Annotated in this window: 7 protein-coding genes and 1 pseudogene; 4 read left to right on the top strand and 4 right to left on the bottom strand. The window is 71.9% G+C overall.

Annotated features, from left to right (window positions below; genetic code table 11):
- Positions 1-48: 48 nt before the first annotated feature.
- Both IIE03_RS17495 and IIE03_RS17490 read right to left on the bottom strand, forming a co-directional pair.
- The gene (locus IIE03_RS17495) at positions 49-495 is read right to left on the bottom strand and encodes a DUF4383 domain-containing protein (protein ID WP_192864037.1); all 447 of its coding nucleotides are present in this window, start codon (positions 493-495) and stop codon (positions 49-51) included.
- 388 nt (positions 496-883) lie between these two features.
- On the bottom strand, positions 884-1,732 hold the full coding sequence (locus IIE03_RS17490; protein WP_192864036.1) for an SDR family NAD(P)-dependent oxidoreductase: 849 nt from the start codon (positions 1,730-1,732) through the stop codon (positions 884-886).
- A gap of 208 nt (positions 1,733-1,940) precedes the next feature.
- Here IIE03_RS17490 and IIE03_RS17485 point away from each other — a divergent pair, with 208 nt between their 5' ends.
- Positions 1,941-2,399 (top strand): SRPBCC family protein, encoded by a 459-nt coding sequence (locus IIE03_RS17485; protein ID WP_192864035.1) that lies wholly within the window; start codon positions 1,941-1,943, stop codon positions 2,397-2,399.
- 24 nt (positions 2,400-2,423) lie between these two features.
- On the opposite strand, the gene IIE03_RS17480 is transcribed toward IIE03_RS17485, so the two are convergent.
- Entirely contained in the window at positions 2,424-4,019 is a 1,596-nt protein-coding gene (locus tag IIE03_RS17480; RefSeq protein ID WP_318843046.1) for a phytoene desaturase family protein, read from the bottom strand.
- A gap of 212 nt (positions 4,020-4,231) precedes the next feature.
- Here IIE03_RS17480 and IIE03_RS17475 point away from each other — a divergent pair, with 212 nt between their 5' ends.
- From IIE03_RS17475 to IIE03_RS27060, 3 genes and pseudogenes are all read left to right on the top strand, one after another.
- Complete coding sequence (locus IIE03_RS17475) at positions 4,232-5,047, top strand: MBL fold metallo-hydrolase (protein ID WP_192864034.1); 816 nt, start codon at positions 4,232-4,234, stop codon at positions 5,045-5,047.
- 79 nt (positions 5,048-5,126) lie between these two features.
- A pseudogene (locus tag IIE03_RS26420) lies at positions 5,127-5,174 on the top strand (hypothetical protein); the annotation flags it as partial.
- A 43-nt stretch (positions 5,175-5,217) separates the two neighbouring features.
- Positions 5,218-5,835, top strand: a complete 618-nt coding sequence (locus IIE03_RS27060; RefSeq protein WP_192864033.1) for a transposase — start codon at positions 5,218-5,220, stop codon at positions 5,833-5,835.
- 45 nt (positions 5,836-5,880) lie between these two features.
- Here IIE03_RS27060 and IIE03_RS17460 read toward each other — a convergent pair whose 3' ends face one another.
- Positions 5,881-6,366 (bottom strand): GNAT family N-acetyltransferase, encoded by a 486-nt coding sequence (locus IIE03_RS17460; RefSeq protein ID WP_192864032.1) that lies wholly within the window; start codon positions 6,364-6,366, stop codon positions 5,881-5,883.
- Positions 6,367-6,414: the final 48 nt, after the last annotated feature.

Below are 6,414 nucleotides of genomic sequence, written 5' to 3'. Positions count from 1 at the left end.
CACCACGACGCTAGGGCGCGTGCCGGTCACTCGCACCCTGCGCACGGATCAGGTAGCCCGCGGTCCGGTCGAGGTGGTGCCGGAGTGCTGACGGGGCCACAGCGCGATGGCCAGGCCGGCCACGACGCTCAGGATGTGCAGCCAGTTGTCCGCCGCATTGATGTTGAGGATGTTGATGTCGGGGTTGTTCACCGCGATCAGGCCGTAGACGAACGCCGCGCCGTACCCGATCACCAGCAGCCAGCCGAACGTCCGTGCCCGCCCTGGCGACGACCACATGATCACGCCGAGGAGCCCGATCAGAAGGTGCACGATGTTGTGCAGCGGGTTGATCGCGAACCCGAGCAGCGTTTGGTCATGGTCGTGCTCGGCGAACCCGTCGAACCCGGTGACGAAGAATCCCGCGATTCCCACCAGGAGATAGACCACGCCGATCGTCAGCGCGAGCCGTTGGTGGGGCGCCCGGGTGTGCGAAGCGGGGGCGGACTGTGTCATGGCGTTTCTCCCGTCTGAAGATAACCAGAAAGATCACCTTGTGGTGGGGTCGTCCCACTCGCATCTGGCGGTCCCGCCCAAGACGGCTGCGCAGTGCCAGATGCGGTTCGGCGGCGAAAACTCATGACTCTGGCTTCGGCGCCTGGGGTGATCCGGTTCGCGCGTCAGCGCGACGTATCCGCGCTGGTCAGAGAGCCCGACCGTGACACGTCTTGGGTTTCGTGCCCGCAGGGCACGAATCGCGACACGTATATGACACTGATTGGTACGCTGAGGTACGTCCAGCGACGTCTGGATACGGGAGCCCTGGTGATCCATCCGGGATCGTCGAGATGGCCTCCACGCAGAAGTGCTCGGCGGCGGACGTGATCGCCGTCCTGGAGCCACGTCATTCCGCGTACGTGGCGGGAGACGCGGGCGGCGGGGCGCCCGGCGCATAGAACCAGCCGTGGAACGCCGTGCGCGTGGGCTGGGGGAGGACCCGGGCGATCGCGACCATCGCCTTCGCCTGCAGGCCGGTAGCGACTTCTGCCCGGCCGTCCTGGAGCGCCTCGACCGCCCGCCGAGCCACCATCGCGGGACTGGACTTCGGGCCCCGCCCGATGTGAGTGCGTTCCATCTTGGCCGCGCGAAAGAACGGCGTCCGGGTCGCTGACGGCAGGACCGTCGTCACAGTGACGCCCGTGCCGGCGAGCTCGCCGCGCAGCGACCAGGCGAACGAACGGAGGAACGCCTTCGACGCGGCGTACGTGCCGAAGAGGGGTGCGGGCATCGTCGCGGCGATCGACGAGACGACGACGAGCCGTCCCCCGCCGGCCGCGACCAGGTTCGGGACGACGAGGTGCGCGAGGTGCACCACGGAGCGGACGTTGAGGTCGACGAGCCGTAGCTCGTCCTGCAGCGGCGTGTGCAGGAACGGCCCGTGGACGCCGACGCCCGCGTTGAGCACGAAGGTGCGCACGTCCAGCTCCCGGGCACGAGCGACGGCTGCTTCGACGCCGCTGGGCAGGGCGAGGTCGACCTCGAGCCCCGTGACTTGGGCGGCCGTGTGCTGCCGCAGCTGGTGTACTGCCTGGTCCACGCCCCGCTCGGCCACGACGAACACGCCGTAGCCCTGCTGTGCGAGCTCGCGCGCCACCGCGAACCCGATGCCGCTTGAGGCCCCGGTGACGAGGGCGACGTCGGGCCTCGCCGTCGGACACGCAGACCACGTCGCGTGCCAGGAACGACGCCTCATGACGGACCCGGCCCGCTGCGCAGAGGCGCGCACGTGCCGGCGCGGAGGAGTAGGTGCTCGGCCATCGGGCGCTCCCTCGGTCGGGTTCGCTCCTCGTCTCGAAGCCGCCACTTCGACATTAGGCGCCTTCCAGGTTGCCCGCATCTGGCTCCGCGGGCCCGCGCCCCCGGTCGGTTGCCAGTGCCCGAGACTTCGCTACCGTCAAGGGATGGTGAGCGTCACGCGGGCCGCCCGATGCACCCCCGGAGCAGTCCTTGGCGTGCTCGCTGACGGCTGGACGTACTCGAGCTGGGTGGTCGGCACGGCCCGCATCCGCGCGGTCGACACGGCGTGGCCGGAGCCGGGCGCGCGCATCCTCCACTCCGTCGGCCTGTGGCCGGCCTTGCTCGACGACGAGACCGTCGTCCGCGGGTGGGACCCGGAGCGGTCGATCGAGCTGCAGGCGAGGGGCTGGCCCGTCGGCGAGGCACGCGTGCTGATCGAGGTGAAGCCGGACCCCGCGGGCAGCGGGTGCAGGATCCGCGTCACCGAGGACGCCGACAAGGGCCCCGGTAAGGCGGTGTCCCGGCCGGTGCGCAGCGCGATGATCGCGCCCCGGAACGTCGAGACGCTGCGGCGGCTCATCTTCCTCGCCGAGCGGCTGGCGCCCGAGCAGCGCTCACGCTGACCGGGGCGCAGCGGCCCGGTTCCGTCATGTGTCGCGCAGCAGCCGCCCCCACGCGCTGCGCACGAGGGCCCGGGGGAGGGCGCCCCACCGGCTCGACGCGGCCAGCGCTACGCGCGCCGCGTTCCATCCGCACGCACCGTGCACACCGCCACCCGGATGGGCCGACGCGCTCGCGAGATACAGCCGTTCGACCGGTGTCTCCGGCCGGCCGAGCCCCGGCATCGGCCGGAAGACCAACTCCTGGTGGGCCCCCGAGGTACCGCCGTTGATCGCGCCGCCGAACAGGTTGGCGTCCGCCGCCTCGAGATCGGCAGGGCCCTGGACGGACCGGCCCACCACCGTGCTCCGGAAGCCGGGTGCGACGCGGTCGAGGGCCTCCTCCACACGGTGCGCCAGCTCGGCGACGGCGTCCGCCGTCCAGTCGATGCCGTGGGGCACGTGCGTATAGGCCCACGCGGACTCCGTGCCGTGGGGCGAGCGCGTCGCGTCCGACGTCGTCATCTGCCCCAGGACGAGGAACGGCTGCTCGGGGACCTCACCCTTCGACAGGGCGGCCGCGACGTCGACGAAGCCGCGGCGGTCCACGCCGAGGTGCACCGTCCCCGCCCCGCGCCCCGCCCCGGCGGTCCAGGCGAGCGGACGGTCGAGCGCCCAGTTCACCTTGAACGTGGGGTGGTCCCACTGGAACCGGTCGAGGTCGCGCACGAGGCGGGCCGGCAGGTGTGCCGTCCCGACGAGCTCGCGGTACAGGGCGGGGGCGCTCACGTCGGCGAGCACCGCGCGCCGGGCATGGACCAGCTCGCCCTGCGCGGTCCGGACACCGACCGCCCGGTTGCCCGCGACCAGCACCCGCTCGACGCACGTGCGGGTGACGATCTCGCCGCCGCCCGCCCGCACCCGTGCGGCGAGCGCGTCAGCGAGCGACCCCGCGCCGCCCACTGGCACGGGGAAGCCCACGTCCTGGCCGAGCATCGCCAGCAACCAGCCGAACAGGCCGCTGCCGGCAGCGTCCGGCGGGACGTCGGAGTGCATCGCATTGCCCGTCAGCAGGAGCCCGCCGCCCTCGCCGCGGAACGTCTCGTCCGCCAGGCGGCGCACGGGCAGGACGGCGAGGCGACCGAGGTCCAGCGCTCCGCCGGCGCCCAGCCGACGGAACAGCCGCAGCGCCGGACCGGCGGCGGGGAGCGGGCTGAAGAGCGCGTCGAGCAGTGGGTCGCGCATGCGCTCCCAGGCGGCGAACAGCCGGAGCCAGGCGTCGCCGTCGCCCCGGCCGAACTCCTCGAGACCCGCGGCGGTGTCCTCGGGCTCAGCGTGCAGCACCGCGGCCCGGCCGTCGTCGAGCACGTGGGCGAGGACCGACGGAGCGCGCGACCATGCGAGCCCGTGGTCCTCGAGGTGCAGGCCCTGGATCACGGGCGAGCCGGCCGCGAGCGGGTAGAACGCGCTGAACAGGTCGGTGCGGAACCCGGGCGCGGCGACCTCGGCGGTGCGGACCGCGCCACCGAGAGTGTCCTGCGCCTCGAGCACCAGGACGTCCCAGCCTGCGTCGACGAGCGCGTTCGCCGCGACCAGCCCGTTGGGACCCGAGCCGACGACTACGGCGTCGACGGTCCTCACCACGGGCCCGGCACCACCTCGGTGCTGCCGGTCTTGGGGCGCCGAACGACCACGACGTTGCCCACCATCGATCCTCCCGTCGGCTTCGGTCCAGCGTGCCCACGATCGACCGCGGTCGCCAGTGCGTCGCAGTGCGAGCGGATACTGCGTGCCGAATACTTCTGCTTACGGGTTCGGGCCCGTCGTGGCGAAGCCCGACGAAGGGAGGCGGGCGAATGACGTTCTGGATCTGCGGGAGATGCGGCGTGGAGCACGCGTCCCGGCCCGCGGTGTGCGCGATCTGCGCCGACGAGCGAGAGCTGGTTCCGGCCGACGGGCAGCGCTGGACGACGCTGGAGGAGCTGGCGGCCGAGGGGCAGAGCATCGCGGTCAAGGACCTGGAGCCCGACCTGTTCGGCCTCGCCACGGTGCCGGACGTCGGTATCGGTCCCACCGCGAAGGTCGTCCGGACCGCACGCGGGAACCTGATGTTCGACGTCCCGGGCTACGTCGACGACGCCGGCATCGCCGCCGTCCAGGGTCTGGGCGGCCTCGCGTACATCGTGGCCAGCCACCCGCACATGTACGGCGTCCAGGTCGAGTGGAGCCGCCGGCTCGGTGGCGTCCCCATCCTGATCAGCACACCCGACGCGCACTGGCTCGCCCGCCCCGACGACGCCGTCGAGCTGTGGCAAGGCGACCGCGAGATCCTGCCCGGCATCACCCTGAGCCAGCCCGGCGGACACTTCCCCGGCTCCGCCGTGGCCCACTGGGCCCCCGGAGCCGCCGGCAAGGGCGTCCTGCTCAGTGGCGACACGATCTTCGCCAATCCCGACCGCACCTCCGTGTCCTTCATGCGCAGCTACCCCAACCGGATCCCCCTGTCCGGACCCGTCGTCCAACGAGTCGCCCACCACGTGAGCCGGTTCGAGTTCGACCGGCTCTACAACAACTTCGACGGCGTCATCCTCACCGACGCCCGCCAGGCCGTGCTCCGCTCCGCGGACCGCCACGCCGCCTGGACTCGGGGGGATCACGACGATCTGACCTGACCCGGGCCAGGTGATCGGGGCGCGTGGTCGGTAAAGGTCAGGAGATCGGTAACCCGGCGACGAGAAGATCAGCGATTTCTTGCCCCGGCTCGCCGATCGTGTTCCGGCTCCGGGTGGGGGTGCTTCGGCGGCCCTGCACGCTGCTCAGGCGGCGGCTCTGCTGGGCATGGTTGCCCGGCACCGCGGGCAGGGTCGAGAACGCGCAGGTCGCGGTGTTCCTGACCTACGCCACCGAGCGCGGGCACGCCTTCATCGACCGGCGTCTCTACCTGCCCGAGTCTTGGGCGAGCGACCCCGACCGCCGCACCGAGGCCGGAGTCCCGGACGAGGCCAGGTTCGCGACCAAGCCGCACCTGGCCGCGGCCATGATCACCGACGCGCTGGCCGCCGGCGCACCGGCCCGGTGGGCGCCGGTGACGAGGTCACCGGCGCTGACCCGCACCTACGTTCCACCCGCCGCAGGCTGGGACTGTCCTACGTGCTGGCGATCGGCTGCGCCGCGCCGTGGCGACCGTCGCCGGACCGCTCCGCGCCGACAAGGCCACCAGCCTGCTCCCGGCCGATGCGTGGGCGCGGTGAAGGCCGCGCAGGCGCTGGACGGAGTCAACGGCAAGCACATCGACGCCGCGCGGTTGGTTGCGCGACGGTCCGCCGCGTCCTCGCGAGCCCAGAACCTGCGCGACCGGCACGAGAAGGACGGCAATACCTTCCCCAAGGACAACCCGTCGAGCGACGTCGACCGGTTCCCTGCGGCGGTCGAAGGCGTATCCGGAGAAGCGACGCCGTAGGGACTTGAACGACGCGGCGCCAACTCGCCAGTTCGGTTCGGGTGCTCAGCCGCGGGCCGGCTCGGCGTACAGGAGGCGCTCCTCGTGGGCGAATCCGTTGCGTGCGTACATGGCCACCGATTCCGGGGACGTGTGGACGGTGATGTGCTCGACGCCGCGCTCGGCGGCCGTGGCCAGTACCGCACGGACGAGTCGTCCTCCGATTCCATGGTTGCGGTGCTCAGGCAGGACATAGCAGGACTGCAGGTCGCCGGACAGGCGCCCGATCGCACCGACCTTCGGTACTCGCGCGGCCAGCGCGAGCCACGCCATCCCGACGACCTGCTTCTCCAGGACTGCCACGTGTGCGATGTGTGAGTCCTGGTGAGCTCGTGCCCACGTCGCAGCGGCCGGAACGTAGTCGGCTTCGTTCCCTGCGGCCTCGGCTCCCTCACGTTCGGTGGTCCACAGCCACCGCAGCCGCACGACCTGCTCGAACTCGTCCTCCCGCGCGACGCGCACCTCGACCTGCTCGCTCACGTTCCTGACCATGCCCGGAGGATACGGTGCGACCGGGCTGGGGCAGAGGTTGTCCCATCC

The sequence above is a fragment of the Myceligenerans pegani genome (assembly GCF_014892515.1).
Classification (GTDB): Bacteria; Actinomycetota; Actinomycetes; order Actinomycetales; family Cellulomonadaceae; genus Myceligenerans; species Myceligenerans pegani.
This window is presented reverse-complemented; position numbering and strand designations above follow the sequence as displayed.